We start from the raw sequence: 16029 nt of genomic DNA, 5'->3' as shown, positions 1-16029 counted from the left end.
TACCTTACTCATTACGCCATTGCGGCTTACGTTTTTCTAAAAAGGCATTGACGCCTTCCGCCTGGTCTTTGCTATCGAATAGATCAACAAAGGCATCGCGCTCTTGCGGTAATGCCTCGGTAATAGGCATTGAACGGTTTTTCTGGATAAGCTGTTTACATGCCGCTACCGCAACAGGTGATTGCTTAGCAACTCTCGCGGCTAATTCAATGGCTTTATTCAGGCCTTCACCTTTGCTAACGACGTCTTCAACAAGACCAATACGCAATGCTGTTGGCGCGTCAACACGCTCACCACATAAAATCATACGTTTGGTCCAACCTTCGCCAACTAATATATGTAAGTTTTGCGTACCACCGGCACATGGCAATAAACCAACCGATGCTTCAGGTAGAGCCATAACCGCATGTTCTTCGGCAATACGGATATCACACGCTAATGCGACTTCTAGACCACCACCCATTGACCAACCATTGATTGCCGCAATTGAGACACCACGAAATGCCGATAAGGTTTCAAATGCTTGACCAAATACTTCCGCCATTTGACGAGCAACGGTTTTGTCACCATCGGCAAATACATTCAAATCAGCACCGGCCGAGAAAAACTTCTCACCGCCGCCGGTTAACACCAACGCATAAACGTCTTTATCTTGATTTAACTGCAAGACTAAATCGCGCAAACCTGCCAAACTTTGCTGGGTCCAAGTGTGAGCTGGTGGATTATTAAAGGTAATAATCGCGGTATTACCTTGTTTTTCTAATTTCAATAAATCTGTCATTGTCACTCCTACAGCAACTCTGCCGCACCTTCTGTTAATAGGCGGCGAGCGATAATCAAACGCATGATCTCGTTAGTACCTTCAAGAATTTGATGAACACGTACATCTCTAAAATGACGCTCAAGTGGGTACTCTTTGATATAGCCGTAACCACCATGAATTTGTAGCGCAGCGTCACATACTTCAAAACCTACGTCGGTTGCAAATTGTTTGGCCATCGCACAATAGGCGGTTTTTTCTGGGTGATTAGTGTCTAGTTTATAGGCTGCTAAGCGAACCATTTGACGCGCAGCGACAAGTTTGGTCGCCATATCAGACAATTTAAATTGCATACCTTGGAATGCCGCAATCGGTTTACCAAATTGCTCACGCTCTTGCATATAGACCATGGCGGTATTTAGTGCTTGTTGCGCAGTACCGATTGAACAAGTGGCGATATTAATACGACCACCGTCTAAGCCTTTCATGGCAATTTTAAAGCCTTCACCTTCCGCGCCCAATAAATTTTCACATGGGATACGCACATCTTCAAAGGTGATCAATCGTGTTGGTTGAGCATTCCAGCCTAATTTCTCTTCGGCTTTGCCGTAAATAACGCCTTTAGCATCAGCAGGGATAACAACCGCAGAAATACCTTTTGCCCCCTCACCACCGGTGCGCACCATAGCAACGAGTACGTCGGTATCGCCAGCGCCAGAGATAAACATTTTTGAGCCGTTGATAACATATTCATCACCGTCTTTTTTCGCTGACGTACGCAAAGATGCAGCGTCAGAACCAGCACCTGGTTCGGTCAAACAGTAAGACGCCAATTGCTGGCCTGATATCAAACCGTCACACCAAGTTTGTTTAACTGACTCAATGCCCCAAGTCGCGATCATCCAGGTTGCCATATTATGGATGGTGATCATCGCCGTCGTCGCGGTACACCCCATAGACAACTGCTCAAAGATAATCGATGAGTCCAAGCGAGAAAGGCCTAGACCACCAGCATCTTCAGGGCTGTAAAGACCACAAAAGCCTAACTCTCCGGCTTTAGCGATAACATCTTTTGGGAAAATATGTTCTGCATCCCAACGGGCAGCGTTTGGCGCGAACTCAGCTTGAGCAAACTGATTGGCCATATCAGCAAACATTTGCTGATCTTCGGTTAAATCAAAATTCATGTTGTATGGTCCCCATCAACAATACCTATATGTCATTTTTTTATTGTTAACGTTTATATTGGTATCGTTTAAAAAGCAAAACCGCAGCGATGCTGCGGCTTTTTGATTATTTTATTAAAGCATTTCAACGGCAATGGCAGTTGCTTCACCACCACCAATACACAGACTGGCAACACCTTTACTTAGCCCTTTATTTTTCAGGGCATGGATAAGCGTAACCATGATACGCGCACCACTGGCACCAATCGGGTGACCCAGTGCACACGCACCACCATTGACGTTCACCTTGGCGTGATCAAGTTGCAACTCTTTAACAGCCAACATGGTCACCATGGCAAACGCTTCGTTAATTTCATATAAATCAACGTCATCTTTACTCCATTCAACTTTGTTGAACAGTTTTTCCATTGCGCCAACTGGAGCAACGGTAAAATCACTAGGTTGTTGGGCATGAGTTGCGTGACCAACCACTTTACAAAGCGGTGTTAAACCACGTTTTTCAGCTTCAGACATACGCATCATGACCATAGCCGCTGCACCATCTGAGATTGAGCTAGAGTTCGCTGCGGTGATTGTTCCGTCGCGTTTAAATGCAGCGCGTAGGCTAGGAATCTTTTCAGGTCGGGCGTTGCCTGGTTGCTCATCGATAGCAAATGTAACGTCGCCTTTGCGAGTTTTGAATGTTACTGGAACAACTTCATTGTTAAAGGCGCCTGATTCAATGGCTGCATTAGCACGTGAAAGTGAGGTTAATGCAAACTCATCCATTTGTTCACGGCTGAACTCAACATCATCGGCAGTATCTTGCGCGAAACAGCCCATCGCCATACCATCGTAAGCATTTTCAAGACCGTCCATCATCATGTGATCTTTGATTTCACCATGGCCCATGCGCATACCACCACGTGCTTTAGGTAAAATGTATGGTGCATTACTCATGCTTTCCATACCACCAGCAACGGCAACATCAATACTACCTGCCGCCAATGAGTCATAAGCAAACATCGCCGCTTTCATACCTGAACCACACACTTTGTTGATCGTGGTACAAACCGTTGATAAAGCCAATTCAGCACCTAATGCTGCTTGACGAGCTGGGGCTTGCTTTAAGCCAGCAGGCAATACACAGCCCATAATTAATTCGTCTACCTGATCGTTACCAATACCGGCATGTTCGACAGCGGCTTTAACCGCTGTGCTGCCAAGTTCGGTTGCGGCAACTGCACTTAAGCCGCCCATAAATCCGCCCATTGGCGTGCGCATTGCGCTAACAATTACGATAGGATCATTTAAAGACATAATTTATTCCTGAAATTAGTGTTGTAATAGAGTGATACCAACTTTATCAGACCATCTCTATATCGAGATGTTCATTGGCATGCTATTAGAGTGTCTCAAGACTACCGCAAAATTTTAGTTTACGCCAACGTAAAGCAATTTTAATCAGAGAAAAATGTAATCTTAAATTGCCACTTCTATTTAGACATCCGTGCTATCGCCTAACGTCAAAGCGCTGCAAGCAGAGCTAGGCTATTATTGAGCTGGTTAATCGTCAGTTTTTGTGTACAGATAGATTCAAGCTTAACACTGCCTCAAACACGCTAGCTTTACCTTTACGTAAACTTCCACTAAAGTGGTAGCATAAAATAATCCATGGTTGGATCGATCTAGCCTAAACAGCGCAACCTTCGAATAGGAAAATAATGGATCAAATACAGCAGCAATTTAGCATTAGCGAGTTGGCAAAAGAGTTTGCTATTACTACCCGCAGTATCCGCTTTTATGAGGATCAAGGGTTGATCACGCCAAAACGTAAAGGCCAAACCCGCATCTACAGTCGCCGCGATCGGGTGCGCTTGAAGCTGATATTGCGTGGCAAACGCTTAGGCTTTTCTCTTGCTGAAACCGGCCGCTTATTTGAGCTATACGATGCTGATAAAACCAGTACCAGTCAGCTAGATACCATCATGCAATTAATCGCTGAAAAGCAAAGCGCCCTGCATCAACAACTTGAAGACATTAAAGTGGTGTTAACCGAGTTAACCACCCTTGAACAACGTTGTGCACAGGCTCGTGACGAGCTAACCCATGCACAACAAATAAACGAATAAACGAATAAACGACTCATTTAAAACAAATTTTAAAGCAAAGGTAATATTATGATTTCTCAATTTTCTTCACTGAACTTTAACCTTGGCGAAACCGTTGACATGATCCGCGATCAAGTAAACGCCTTCGCCCGTGATGAAATTGCGCCTCGCGCAGAGCAAATTGATATCGACAACGAATTCCCAAGTGATTTATGGCGCAAGTTTGGTGACATGGGTTTGCTAGGAATGACCGTAGATGAGCAATACGGCGGTAGCGGTTTAGGTTACTTAGAGCACATGATTGCCATGCAGGAAATCAGCCGTGCTTCGGCATCTGTTGGTTTAAGTTATGGCGCCATGTCGAATCTATGTCTAAACCAATTAAACAAAAACGGTACGCACGAGCAAAAAGCCAAATATTTACCAAAGCTTTGTACTGGTGAACATATCGGTGCGTTGGCAATGAGTGAGCCAAATGCGGGTTCCGATGTTGTAAGCATGAAATTGCGCGCCGACAAACAAGGTGACAAATACATTCTTAATGGCAACAAAATGTGGATCACCAATGGTCCAGATGCCCATGTATACGTGATTTATGCAAAAACCGACACCAGTGCTGGTTCAAAAGGGATTACTGCCTTTATCGTTGAACGTGATTACCCAGGTTTCTCGCGTCATCAAAAACTCGACAAATTAGGTATGCGTGGTTCTAACACCTGTGAATTGGTATTTGAAAACTGCGAAGTACCTGCCGAAAACATTTTAGGTGAAGAAGGCAAAGGCGTGCGCGTTCTAATGTCTGGTTTAGATTACGAACGTTTGGTTCTGTCTGGTGGTCCTCTAGGTATTATGGATGCGTGTATGGACTTAGTTGTTCCGTATATCCATGACCGTAAGCAATTTGGCCAGTCAATCGGTGAGTTCCAATTGGTTCAAGGCAAGATTGCTGACATGTATACACAAATGAATGCTGCAAAATCATACGCTTACATGGCAGCACAGGCCAGTGACCGTGGTGAAACGACTCGTAAAGACGCCGCAGGTGTTATTTTGTACTCTGCCGAACTGGCAACAAAAATGGCATTAGATACCATCCAATTGTTAGGTGGTAACGGTTACATCAATGAGTTCCCAGCAGGCCGTTTATTGCGTGATGCAAAACTGTATGAGATCGGTGCTGGTACATCAGAGATTCGTCGTATGTTGATTGGTCGTGAGTTATTTAACGAGTCAAACTAAGCCGACGTTAAGGGCAGTTTACTGCCCTATTGCTATTGCAAAAAATAACAACTAAATGAATAGAACAACGCAGTAAAAACGTAGCAAAATTGCACAAATAGAGGACATCTTGTGGCGGTTATTAACAGTAAAATCAATACGCGCAGTCAAGAATTCAGTGAAAACGCTGAACATATGCAAGCGCAAGTGGATGATCTGAATAAACTTGTAGAAGAGATTAAATTAGGTGGTGGCGAGAAATCAAGAGAGCGCCACTTATCTCGTGGCAAACTATTACCTCGTGATCGTGTATATCACTTACTTGATCCTGGCTCACCATTTTTAGAAATGTCGCAATTAGCGGCACACGATGTATATAAAGATCATGTTCCTAGTGCCGGCATCATTACCGGTATTGGTCGTGTCAGCGGTCAAGAATGTGTGATTATCGCCAACGATGCGACGGTTAAAGGTGGTACATATTATCCACTAACGGTAAAGAAACACATTCGTGCGCAAACCATTGCAGAAGAAAACAACTTACCTTGTATTTCATTGGTTGATTCCGGCGGTGCAAACCTACCAAATCAAGATGAAGTGTTTCCAGATCGGGAACATTTTGGTCGCATATTCTTTAATCAAGCCAACATGTCAGCGCAAAATATTCCGCAAATTGCCGCGGTTATGGGTTCATGTACCGCAGGCGGTGCGTATGTACCGGCAATGGCAGATGAGTCGATCATCGTTAAAGAGCAAGGTACCATTTTCTTAGCCGGTCCGCCGTTGGTCAAAGCCGCCACAGGTGAAGAAGTATCAGCTGAAGAGCTTGGTGGTGCAGATGTTCATTGTCGTACCTCAGGTGTTGCCGATCATTACGCGCAAAATGACCAACATGCGTTAAAATTGGTGCGTGACTCTGTTGCTAATCTTAACCGCTTAAAGCCTAAACAACTGGCAACCAAAGACGTTGTTGAACCTAAATACGACAGCAAAGACATTTATGGCATTGTGCCAAAAGATTCACGTCAACCTTTTGATGTTCGTGAAATTATTGCTCGCATTGTTGATGGCAGCGAATTCGATGAATTTAAAGCCCTATACGGCACCACTCTTGTCTGTGGTTTCGCTCATATCTTTGGTTACCCGGTGGGTATTGTCGCCAACAATGGTATTTTATTTGCTGAATCTGCGCAAAAAGGTGCTCACTTTATTGAGTTATGTGCACAACGCAAAATCCCTCTAATTTTCTTACAAAACATCACCGGCTTTATGGTTGGTAAGCAATACGAAGCTGGCGGTATCGCCAAGCACGGTGCGAAGATGGTAACCGCCGTTGCGACGGCAAAAGTGCCTAAATTCACGGTATTGATAGGCGGCAGCTTTGGTGCCGGTAACTATGGTATGTGTGGCCGAGCTTATGATCCGCGTTTCTTATTTATGTGGCCAAATTCTCGTATCTCCGTTATGGGCGGTGAACAAGCCGCTGGCGTATTAGCGCAAGTAAAACGTGACCAGAAAGACAAACGTGGCGAGCAATGGAGCAACGAAGAAGAGCAAGCATTCAAGCAACCGATTGTTGATGTTTACGAAAAGCAAGGTCATCCATACTACGCCTCAGCAAGATTGTGGGATGACGGTGTCATCGATCCGGCGCAAACTCGAAATGTGCTAGGCATGGCGATTTCCGCATCACTTAACAAAGACATCGAAGACACCAAGTTCGGTGTGTTTAGAATGTAATGGGAGTGGAAAACATGACGATTGAAATTCCTTTATCTGAACAGTTTGTTGACCTCGCGATTGATGCGCGTGGTGTTGCTACGGTAACCCTAAACAATCCAGAAAAGCACAATGCCTTTGACGATGCGGTGATAGCTCGACTAACGCAAGTATTCACTTACTTGCATGGCCATGACAACGTTCGCGCGGTGATTCTTGCTGCCAATGGCAAAAGCTTCAGTGCCGGTGCTAACCTTGGCTGGATGAAACGCATGGCAGATTACAGCTTTGATGAAAATCTGCACGACGCCAACGCCCTTGCCAACATGCTAAAAGCCCTGAACTTTCTCGATAAACCGACCATCGCCAAAGTACAAGGTGCTGCATTTGGTGGTGCGGTAGGCTTGGTGAGCTGCTGTGATATCGCTATTGCCAGTGACAAAGCCAGTTTTTGTTTATCCGAAGTAAAATTAGGCCTTATTCCAGCAACGATCAGCCCGTATGTGGTTCAAGCTATGGGCGTTAAAGCCGCCCGTCGTTATTTTCAAACTGCTGAGCGCTTTTTTGCCAACAAAGCATTAAGCATCGGCTTAATTGATGAAGTGGTTGCCATTGATGAGCTGGATAATGCAATAGAGGCGATGGTTGATACATTACTAGCCAATAGCCCAGCAGCGGTAGAACAAGCAAAACAGTTGGTGTTTGATGTTGCCTTTAAAGATGTCGATGAGGCATTACTGCAAGATACCAGTGAGCGTATTGCCAGCATTAGGGTAAGCGCTGAAGGTCAGGAAGGATTGCGTTCATTTTTTGAAAAGCGCCAGCCAGCCTGGATCACCAAACAACAATAATTGCCAACACAGGAATACTCATGTTTAAAAAGATACTAATTGCCAACCGAGGTGAAATTGCTTGTAGAGTGATCCGCACGGCAAGAGAAATGGGCATTTTAACGGTTGCAGTATATTCAGACGCCGACCGTGACAGCCTGCACGTAAATATGGCGGATGAAGCCGTTTACATTGGTAAAGCACCATCACGTGAATCGTATTTGCAAGCGGACAAAGTTATTGCCGCAGCAAAACAAACCGGTGCACAAGCAATCCATCCAGGTTATGGGTTCTTGTCTGAAAACAGTGAATTTTGCCGTATGTGTGAAGACAATAACATCACCTTTATCGGCCCACCAGTAGCGGCTATTGAAGCCATGGGCTCTAAGTCAGCGGCTAAGCAAATCATGGAGAAGGCAAACGTGCCTTTAGTGCCAGGTTATCATGGTGACGATCAATCGGAAGCGATAATCAAAGCAGCGTCCGATGATATGGGCTACCCAGTATTACTTAAAGCGACCGCTGGTGGCGGTGGTAAAGGCATGCGCCAAGTCTGGTCTGAGTCAGAGTTTAGTGAAGGGTTAGCCGCAGCAAAACGTGAAGCCATGTCATCGTTTGGTGATGACACTATGTTGGTGGAGAAATACCTAACACAACCAAGACACGTTGAAATCCAGGTGTTCTGTGACAATCACGACAACGCAGTATATTTGTTTGAACGTGATTGTTCAGTACAACGTCGCCATCAAAAAGTCATCGAAGAAGCGCCAGCACCAGGCATGAGCGAAGAATTGCGTGCGCAAATGGGTGACGCTGCGATTCAAGCGGCTAAAGCCATTGGCTACCAAGGCGCCGGTACGGTTGAGTTTCTGCTTGATGTTGATCATTCATTCTATTTTATGGAGATGAATACACGTTTGCAGGTTGAACACCCAGTGACTGAAAAAATCACCGGTCAAGATTTGGTGGAATGGCAATTACGTGTTGCCGCCAATGAACAGCTGCCGCTTACTCAGCAACAACTGCGCATCAACGGTCATTCTTTTGAAGCTCGTATTTATGCCGAAGATGCTGATAACGACTTTTTACCTGCAACGGGTCACTTGAGCTTTTTGCAAACACCATTAGAAAGCGAATACGTGCGTGTTGATACCGGTGTACGTCAAGGTGACGACGTTAGCGTGTTTTATGACCCAATGATCGCTAAGCTAATCGTTTGGGATGAAAACCGTGATAAAGCCCTACAACGTTTGCAAAAAGCGTTGATGGAATACCGCATTAAAGGTGTTACCACTAATATTGATTTCTTGTACAACCTTGCGACATGTAAGCCGTTTGTAGAACAAGATTTAGATACCGGGTTTATCGACAAGCACAGTGAGCTAATTTTTCACAAAAGTGATAAAGCCATTGAAAGCGAATTGCCTGTTGCGGCGTTATTTTTGCAATTACAGCAGCAACAATTAAGTCAGCAAAACAACAACCAAGACGATCCGACCTCACCATGGAATAACAGTAATGGTTGGCGCCTCAATGAAGCCAACATCAATCGTTTCTCGTTAGACTTTAATGAACAAAGTTATCCGGTTACGGTCGACATTCGCGGCGAAGGTCATGCTACACACTATGTAATCAAGGTGGCAGATCAACAAGTTGACGCACAAGGTTATATCGATGGTGACAGCTTACAAGTGATCATTAATGGTCACCAACGTCGCTTTAGCATTGCTGAAAATGACGCGCAATTCAGTCTATACTTTGACGCCGGCGTGATTCACTTTTCTCGCACTCCAGTTGATTATGGCGACGCTGGTGACGATCAAGGTCAAGGCGGTCTAACGGCGCCAATGAATGGCACCATGGTGACATTATTAGTCGAACCTGGTGCCACGGTGAACAAAGATCAACCGTTATTGATTATGGAAGCGATGAAAATGGAACACACCATTAAAGCGCCAAGCGATGGCGTTGTTGATGAGTTCTATTTTACCGCCGGTGATATGGTCGATGGTGGCGCTGAATTATTAGCGTTTAGTGCGACAGAATAAGGAGTAAGGTTATGACACTGGTTGCTAACCTAGGTCACAGCGACTTGCCCAAAGCGGTTAAAATCGTTGAGGTCGGTCCAAGAGATGGGCTGCAAAATGAAAAGCAGTTTATTTCTGCACAGGACAAAATAGCCTTGATCAATAAACTTGCCGAGGCCGGCACAGCTTATATTGAAAGCGGCAGTTTCGTCTCCGCCAAATGGGTGCCGCAGATGGCGACGTCAAGCGAGATATTTGCGCAATTACAGCGCAAATCTGGCGTCACTTACGCAGCCTTAACGCCAAACATGAAAGGCTTTGAAGCAGCCCTTGCCGTTAAAGCTGATGAAGTTGCCATCTTTGGCGCTGCGTCGGAAAGCTTTAGTCAAAAAAATATTAACTGCTCAATTGATGAATCTTTAGCGCGATTTGCGCCGGTTATTGAGGCGGCAAACGCCAATAATCTAAAGGTTCGTGGTTATGTTTCTTGCGTTGTAGGTTGCCCTTATGAAGGTGATATTGCGCCAGAACAAGTCGCCAAGGTTGCCAAGAAGCTGCTCGACATGGGCTGCTATGAAATCTCGTTAGGCGATACCATAGGCGTCGGCACGCCAGAAAGCGTACGACGCATGCTAGCGGCTGTCAGTCAGTACGTGCCTGTGGAAAAATTGGCGGTGCATTTTCATGATACCTATGGCCAAGCACTGGCCAATATATACGCCGCCCTGCAAATGGGCGTTGCGGTGATCGACAGTGCCGTCGCTGGCCTTGGTGGTTGCCCGTATGCTAAAGGTGCTTCTGGTAATGTCGCCAGTGAAGATGTGGTTTATATGCTCAATGGCCTTGGTATTGAACACGGTATTGATCTTGATAAGTTACTGCAAGCGGGTTGGTTTATCAGTGATTTACTTGAACGAGAACCGATCTCTAAAGTATCCAATGCGTTTCGCAGCAAATGCCAATAAACGCTAAATAAGCGCTAACTAAACGCTAAATAAACAAAGATTTAGTCATAAAAAAACACCCTGAAAACGCAAGTTTTTAGGGTGTTTTTGTTGGCGACAACTGTATTCGTTAGTTGTATCGGCTAACCGAATACTACGACGTTGGTAGAATGTTGATCTCTACACGACGATTACATTGACGCCCTTGTTCATTGATGTTGTCACATACCGGTTGGCTTTCCCCTAAACCGACAGCGATCAAGCGGTCACGCGCCACACCGTTTTGAAAAAAGTAATTCAATACCGATGAGGCTCGATTTTCAGACAAGGTTTGGTTTGCATTGACACTACCTATGCTGTCGGTATGCCCTTCAATACGAATTTTTGATTCTGGAAATTCTCGTAGTACCTCGACAACACCGTTAAGGGTTGAGGTAATTTGTGGCTGCAAGTAATACGAGCCAGTATCAAAGCCAATACCATTGGTCATCACTAACTGTAATTGGTTTTCATTGATGCGTTTTACTTGGACACCTGATTGTTGCATTTTATCACGCAACAACGCTTCTTGTTTGTCTAGGTGATTACCCACACCCGCACCGATAACCGCACCACCTACTAGGCCTTGCAAGGCGCCTTTTTTGCGATCACTTTTACTTGATGTCGCCGCGCCAACAATAGCACCACCAATTGCACCGGTGATGGCACCTATCGTTGTTGAGTTGGTTTCAGCTTCACCCGTGTGAGCATTTTCACGTGTGGTTTGACAGCCGCTTAGGAGAATGGAGGCAACAACGAATGCTGATAAAGATTTATTCATGAATATCTTCCCTTATTATTTTTAGGAATGGAAAAGTCATCGCGCATAATAGCGTCACGATGACTAAAAGAAAATGGCGCAAGCAAATTAAACAATTGATTGCGCTAAATTTAATCAAATTTATCGATAGTTAATTCGAAACAACAATGAATACAAGACCGGTACGGCAAGCAAAGTAAGCACAGTTGCAAACGCCAAACCGCCCATAATGGTGACGGACATATCGGCAAAGAAGGCATCACTTAACAACGGCGCCATACCTAAAATGGTGGTGATAGCAGCCAATGACACCGGGCGTAAACGACTGATACTGGCATCAACAATAGCAACTTGATCGGTTTTCCCCTCTTGTCGTTGTAAGTCGATTTCTTCCAACAAAACGATAGCGTTTTTGATCAACATACCAAATAGGCTTAAAAAGCCTAATAACGCCATAAAACCAAATGGTAAACCGGTAAAATATAAGCCGGTGACAACACCAACGACCGCCATTGGCACAATTAACCAGATAATTAATGGCTGACGAGCACGACCAAACAACAACACTGAAATAATAAACATCGCTAAAAAGCCAGCAGGTAAGCCTTTGCCAAGAGCTTGTTGCGCATCTTGCGAGGCTTCAAATTCGCCACCCCACTCAAGTTGGTAACCAGGCGGTAGTTCGATGGCTTCGATTTGCGGTCGAATTCGTGCTAATGCCGCGCCTGCGGTTTCATTAAATCCAGGATCGGCGAATACCGTAATGGTACGTAAACGATCACGACGCTGAATTTGCACCTCTTCGCTGACTAATTCTAAGCCATTTGATACTTGTCTAAATGGCACATATTGGCGCTGCTGTGAAGACCAGACCATGGCATTTTCAATCGCTTCAATAGGGTCATTATTAATGTCGGCCATTTTCGCCATGATGGCATAAGAATAATCACCATCTTGCAAGCGCCCAAGTTCGAGACCTGAGCTGGCATATTGCACCGCGTCGTTAAAGTCACTACGTGAAATACCCGCCACACCGGCGTTAATTTTATCGTAGTGGCCGTTTAACGCTTTGCCTTTTTCACGCCAGTTATGACGAATATCACGCACCCTATTATCGGCATATAAGATGGCTTTAGCCTGCTCAGCTAACGCACGCAATTGCTCGGTGTCAGGGCCAGAGAAGCGCGCCGCCAATTTGGCGCCATTACTTGGTCCAAACTGCATACGTTCAAAATACACATCGGCATTTAAATCTAAAGTCGATAAATCAGCCAATAAGGTCTTACCAAGAGTATCGATGGTCGATGCTTGCTCGGTGCGGATCATTAACAAACCGTAGCTCTCATTCGGCGCTTGTGGGTTGTAGGTTAAGGTGTAACGCGCCGCGCCCTGACCAACGTAACTGGTCACCGACTCGACACCGTCTAGTGCTAACGCTATCTGCTCCGCCTTTTTAATGGTGGCATTGGTACTGCGGATGTCTTGATCTTGAGGCCCCCAATAATGGATAAAGAAAATCGGCGTGTTCGATGGTGGGAAGAACCCTTGTTTTAATTTTCCAAAACTACCATACGCAGTAACAGTCACCACCACCAAAGCCAAAATGGTGATTAAGCGATTACGTAAAACCCAAGCCAGTGCAGCTTGGTATACACGCAATAACACGCCTTTGCTCGGTTGCTGCTCAGCACTGCCCTGCTGATAAAAATAAGAGCCGAACAATGGCGTTACAATAACCGCTAACACCCAACTCAATAACAACGAAATCATAATCACCGCAAACAGTGAATATAAAAACTCGCCAGTGGCATCATCAGATAAGCCAATTCCCGAGAATGCGGCAATACCAATAACCGTCGCACCGAGCAATGGCCACTGCGTACGCTTAACGATAAAGCTGGCTGCCTCAACGGCATTTTTACCTTGGCGCATGCGCAGCATCATGCCTTCAGCAACGACGATAGCGTTATCAACTAACATCCCCATCGCGATCACCATGGCGCCGAGGGAAATGCGCTGCAATTGCAATTCCATCAACCACATGATCAAAATGGTTCCCATAACCGTGATCAACAATATTGAGCCAACAACGATGCCTGAGCGCCAGCCCATAAATAGACACAGTGTTATCACAACCACGGCAACGGACATAAATAAATTATTGATAAAGCCGCCGACCGCTTCATCGACAACGGTGGCTTGGTTATATATTGGTTGTAATTCAATGCCTAAAGGTAACTCGGCAAGAATGGCGTTTATTTTCGTCTCAACACGGCTGCCAACATTAACTATATTAACGTCATTGACTGCGGCAACAGCTAAGGTAATCGCATCACGTCCTTGATGACGAATAATGCTGTTTTGAATATCCACCGGCTCAACCGTAATATGAGCAATATCTTGCAACTTAATGGAGTTATTGGTGCCCGGCACAACCAAGGATAACTGGTTAATTTCATCCAATTGATTGGTTGGTTCTTCTACCAATATACGCACTTTTTTATCGGCAACGCGCAATCTTGCACCAGCGGCGGGTTGCAAGTTATTGGCCAGTAGGTTGACGACATCAGGAAAGGACAAGCCTAATCCAGCAATATGATTGGGATCCATATAAGCGACGATTTGCTCTTGCATCACACCGGAGATATCAACTTTACCAACGCCATCGACGGTTAATAAGTCACGGCGAATAATACGAGCAAATTCACGCATTTCCCGCGGACTAAAATCTGGCGCGGTTAACGCATAGTACATACCATAGACGTCGCCAAAGTCATCATATACTTTTGGTGTGCCACTGCCTTTAGGTAAATTCGGTTTTAAATCAACCAGACGCTTGCGCAACTCATCCCATATCTGTGGTAATTCATTGGAGTCATAGTTCGGTTTGATCTCAACCAGTACTTCAGAAATACCGGGCTTTGAGATCGATGTTAAGCGACGTAATTGCGGCATTTGTTGCAACGCAATCTCGACAGGTTCGGTAATTTCCTGCTCCACTTGCTTTGCACTTGCGCCTTTAAATGGGGTGATCACTTTCACCTGTTTAATGGTAAATGCAGGGTCTTCCAACCGACCAATTTCGTTAAGGCCAATCAAACCACCAAGCATGCAAATGATGATCACCAGCCATACATTGACCGGTGTTTTAATGGCGTATTGAGCAATATTCATTAACGCTCACCTTTGTAAGCGCGTACTTTCATGCCATGACTCAAACGATTCGCACCGGCGGCAACCACCTCGTCATCAACCTGTAACGAGGAATGAATCAAGGCGAAACCGTTAACCACACGAACCACAGTGACGGGCAATCTTGCAACGGTGCCATTTGATTCGAATTTAAATACCGCAAAGCCTTGCTCTGCTCCGCCAACCAGCGCAGAAAACGGTACCATTAAATCACCGCTTTGCAATGTGCTAGAGAACTCGATATCGACATTAGCGCGCGCACCTGGAGTAATGCTTCGCCCTTCGATTGGCTGCATAGCAAACACGACTTTGTATGTCTGGGTGATAGGATCAACGGCAGTGGAATGTTCTACATACTCTATGTCATAAGACTGTTGTTGATTGAGTAAGGTGGCTTTGGCTGACACCACGGGATTACCTTTGTAGTTAGTTAACAGTCGCTCAGGTACATTGAAAGTAAAATACACCTGCGACATGTCTTGCAATGTGGCGATGGTTTGGCCCGCACTAACCAGGTTATTATTGTCGACCAATCGTTCTGATATCTGCGCATCAAAAGGCGCATACAAACGGGTATAGCTTAAATCCTGCTCGGCTTTTAACAGTTCAATATCAGCCAATTCCAAATCGGTCTTGGCGTTATCGAGTACCGATTGTGCGGTCAAGTTTTTAGCAAACAAGGCTTTGATGCGACTTAGCTCTCGAGCGGCTTTATCACGTTTTGCTTTTTGCTCATTGACACGACGTTGAAATGGCACGCTATCGATAGATGCTAGCAAGGTGCCCTTTTCTATCTGACTACCGGTGAGTAACTTTGCACTGGTAAGGCGACCTGAAACTTCAAAGCTAAGCTCCAATGTTTTCACAGCACTGACTTCTGCGGGAAATGAGTAGCGAGTCTTGTTCGGCGTATTAACCACATTGGCTAGCTGCACAACTTTCTCTACAGCCTCGATATTTGCACTGGCCTGTTCATTGTCTGGGGAGCATGCGCTGAGTATGAATGTGCATACAAGTAACAGGTAGATTTGGTGACGGTACATAAGGTTCCCTTTTAATCCGGACGTTGACGTGACAGAACCCATTTGCTGACATTATAGGTTAGGTGCTGAATACGCCATGTTAACTAACGGAACGAATGTTAACACATTTACACAAACTGTAAACATTGATTAATATAACAAATATCGATATGCTATCACTCAAAAGTAATAATCAAGCGCAAACATAGCGCTAGACAGCACGTATTAACACCAATTCACC

Annotated in this window: 12 protein-coding genes; 6 read left to right on the top strand and 6 right to left on the bottom strand. The window is 45.1% G+C overall.

Translation table 11 applies throughout. The annotated features are described in order from the left end of the window. Nucleotides 1–4 precede the first annotated feature (4 nt). The 3 genes from E2K93_RS14205 to E2K93_RS14195 all read right to left on the bottom strand — a co-directional run bounded on the left by E2K93_RS14205 (nucleotide 5) and on the right by E2K93_RS14195 (nucleotide 3246). The gene (locus E2K93_RS14205; RefSeq protein ID WP_135439732.1) at nucleotides 5–781 is read right to left on the bottom strand and encodes an enoyl-CoA hydratase; all 777 of its coding nucleotides are present in this window, start codon (nucleotides 779–781) and stop codon (nucleotides 5–7) included. A gap of 8 nt (nucleotides 782–789) precedes the next feature. After that, nucleotides 790–1947, bottom strand: coding sequence for an acyl-CoA dehydrogenase family protein (locus E2K93_RS14200; protein ID WP_135439731.1), 1158 nt, complete (start codon nucleotides 1945–1947; stop codon nucleotides 790–792). A gap of 114 nt (nucleotides 1948–2061) precedes the next feature. Then, complete coding sequence (locus E2K93_RS14195; protein ID WP_135439730.1) at nucleotides 2062–3246, bottom strand: acetyl-CoA C-acyltransferase; 1185 nt, start codon at nucleotides 3244–3246, stop codon at nucleotides 2062–2064. A gap of 404 nt (nucleotides 3247–3650) precedes the next feature. Between E2K93_RS14195 and E2K93_RS14190 the strand changes: the two genes are divergently transcribed. The 6 genes from E2K93_RS14190 (at nucleotide 3651) to E2K93_RS14165 (ending at nucleotide 10796) form a co-directional block, all read left to right on the top strand. Beyond that, nucleotides 3651–4058, top strand: coding sequence for a MerR family transcriptional regulator (locus tag E2K93_RS14190; protein WP_135439729.1), 408 nt, complete (start codon nucleotides 3651–3653; stop codon nucleotides 4056–4058). Nucleotides 4059–4106: 48 nt separating this feature from the next. Further along, a complete protein-coding gene (locus E2K93_RS14185) occupies nucleotides 4107–5276 on the top strand; it encodes an isovaleryl-CoA dehydrogenase (protein ID WP_135439728.1) in 1170 nt (389 codons plus the stop codon). A 111-nt stretch (nucleotides 5277–5387) separates the two neighbouring features. Next, on the top strand, nucleotides 5388–6995 hold the full coding sequence (locus E2K93_RS14180) for a carboxyl transferase domain-containing protein (protein WP_135439727.1): 1608 nt from the start codon (nucleotides 5388–5390) through the stop codon (nucleotides 6993–6995). Between the two features lie 14 nt (nucleotides 6996–7009). Further along, a complete protein-coding gene (locus E2K93_RS14175) occupies nucleotides 7010–7825 on the top strand; it encodes an enoyl-CoA hydratase/isomerase family protein (RefSeq protein ID WP_135439726.1) in 816 nt (271 codons plus the stop codon). A gap of 20 nt (nucleotides 7826–7845) precedes the next feature. Then, entirely contained in the window at nucleotides 7846–9852 is a 2007-nt protein-coding gene (locus tag E2K93_RS14170; RefSeq protein WP_135439725.1) for an acetyl/propionyl/methylcrotonyl-CoA carboxylase subunit alpha, read from the top strand. An 11-nt stretch (nucleotides 9853–9863) separates the two neighbouring features. After that, a complete protein-coding gene (locus E2K93_RS14165) occupies nucleotides 9864–10796 on the top strand; it encodes a hydroxymethylglutaryl-CoA lyase (RefSeq protein ID WP_135439724.1) in 933 nt (310 codons plus the stop codon). A 133-nt stretch (nucleotides 10797–10929) separates the two neighbouring features. Here the strand turns inward: E2K93_RS14165 and E2K93_RS14160 are convergent, their stop codons facing one another. The 3 genes from E2K93_RS14160 to E2K93_RS14150 form a co-directional block, all read right to left on the bottom strand. Further along, nucleotides 10930–11595, bottom strand: coding sequence for an OmpA family protein (locus tag E2K93_RS14160; protein WP_135439723.1), 666 nt, complete (start codon nucleotides 11593–11595; stop codon nucleotides 10930–10932). Between the two features lie 120 nt (nucleotides 11596–11715). Continuing rightward, the gene (locus E2K93_RS14155) at nucleotides 11716–14748 is read right to left on the bottom strand and encodes an efflux RND transporter permease subunit (RefSeq protein WP_135439722.1); all 3033 of its coding nucleotides are present in this window, start codon (nucleotides 14746–14748) and stop codon (nucleotides 11716–11718) included. Further along, nucleotides 14748–15809: an efflux RND transporter periplasmic adaptor subunit gene (locus tag E2K93_RS14150; protein ID WP_135439721.1), complete on the bottom strand. Its 1062-nt coding sequence runs from the start codon at nucleotides 15807–15809 to the stop codon at nucleotides 14748–14750. Before E2K93_RS14150 ends, E2K93_RS14155 begins: the two co-directional genes overlap by 1 nt. Nucleotides 15810–16029: the final 220 nt, after the last annotated feature.

Origin of the sequence: Thalassotalea sp. HSM 43 (genome assembly GCF_004752005.1) — a bacterium.
GTDB lineage: Bacteria > Pseudomonadota > Gammaproteobacteria > Enterobacterales > Alteromonadaceae > Thalassotalea_A.
The sequence above is the reverse complement of the archived record's forward strand: the minus strand, read 5'-3'. Positions and strand labels throughout refer to the sequence as shown.

Coding starts and splice junctions, on each gene's coding strand:
- E2K93_RS14165 (WP_135439724.1), top strand. CDS start 9,864: ATGACACTGGTTGCTAACCTAGGTCACAGCGACTTGCCCAAAGCGGTT.
- E2K93_RS14175 (WP_135439726.1), top strand. CDS start 7,010: ATGACGATTGAAATTCCTTTATCTGAACAGTTTGTTGACCTCGCGATT.
- E2K93_RS14150 (WP_135439721.1), bottom strand. CDS start 15,809: ATGTACCGTCACCAAATCTACCTGTTACTTGTATGCACATTCATACTC.
- E2K93_RS14205 (WP_135439732.1), bottom strand. CDS start 781: ATGACAGATTTATTGAAATTAGAAAAACAAGGTAATACCGCGATTATT.
- E2K93_RS14185 (WP_135439728.1), top strand. CDS start 4,107: ATGATTTCTCAATTTTCTTCACTGAACTTTAACCTTGGCGAAACCGTT.
- E2K93_RS14170 (WP_135439725.1), top strand. CDS start 7,846: ATGTTTAAAAAGATACTAATTGCCAACCGAGGTGAAATTGCTTGTAGA.
- E2K93_RS14200 (WP_135439731.1), bottom strand. CDS start 1,947: ATGAATTTTGATTTAACCGAAGATCAGCAAATGTTTGCTGATATGGCC.
- E2K93_RS14155 (WP_135439722.1), bottom strand. CDS start 14,748: ATGAATATTGCTCAATACGCCATTAAAACACCGGTCAATGTATGGCTG.
- E2K93_RS14195 (WP_135439730.1), bottom strand. CDS start 3,246: ATGTCTTTAAATGATCCTATCGTAATTGTTAGCGCAATGCGCACGCCA.
- E2K93_RS14160 (WP_135439723.1), bottom strand. CDS start 11,595: ATGAATAAATCTTTATCAGCATTCGTTGTTGCCTCCATTCTCCTAAGC.
- E2K93_RS14190 (WP_135439729.1), top strand. CDS start 3,651: ATGGATCAAATACAGCAGCAATTTAGCATTAGCGAGTTGGCAAAAGAG.